The organism is Streptomyces sp. WM4235 (genome assembly GCF_001279725.1).
Taxonomy (GTDB): domain Bacteria; phylum Actinomycetota; class Actinomycetes; order Streptomycetales; family Streptomycetaceae; genus Streptomyces.
The window spans coordinates 1-364 of sequence record NZ_LGDE01000291.1; the positions used below are offsets into that span (position 1 = coordinate 1).

Genomic DNA, 364 nt, shown 5'->3' on the forward strand with positions numbered 1-364 from the left:
GCGGCCATCGCCCGATCGACGTCGTCCTGACCGGCCGCCTCCCCCGCCGTCGCACGGAACTCGGCGTAGCGCAGCAGTCGTTCGCGCAGGGTCGGGAACGCGAAGGGTTTCAGCACGTACTGCACGACCCCCAGCGAGACGCTCTCGCGGACCACGGCCAGGTCCCGCGCCGAGGTCACCACGATCACGTCCACGGGGTGCCCCGCCGCCCGCAGGCCGCGCGCGAAGCGAAGTCCGTGGCCGTCGGGCAGGGTCAGGTCGAGCAGCAGCAGGTCGATCCGGGTCCGTTCCAGTACGCGGGTGGGCTCGGCCAGTGAGTGGACGGCGGCGACGGCGGTGAAGCCGGGCACCCGGTCGACGTAGC

Annotated in this window: 1 protein-coding gene; it reads right to left on the bottom strand. The window is 73.1% G+C overall.

Translation table 11 applies throughout. From position 1 onward, the window contains the following. Nucleotides 1-364 (bottom strand): response regulator (locus ADK55_RS19710; RefSeq protein ID WP_159041480.1); only part of this gene is annotated, 364 nt, incomplete at both ends.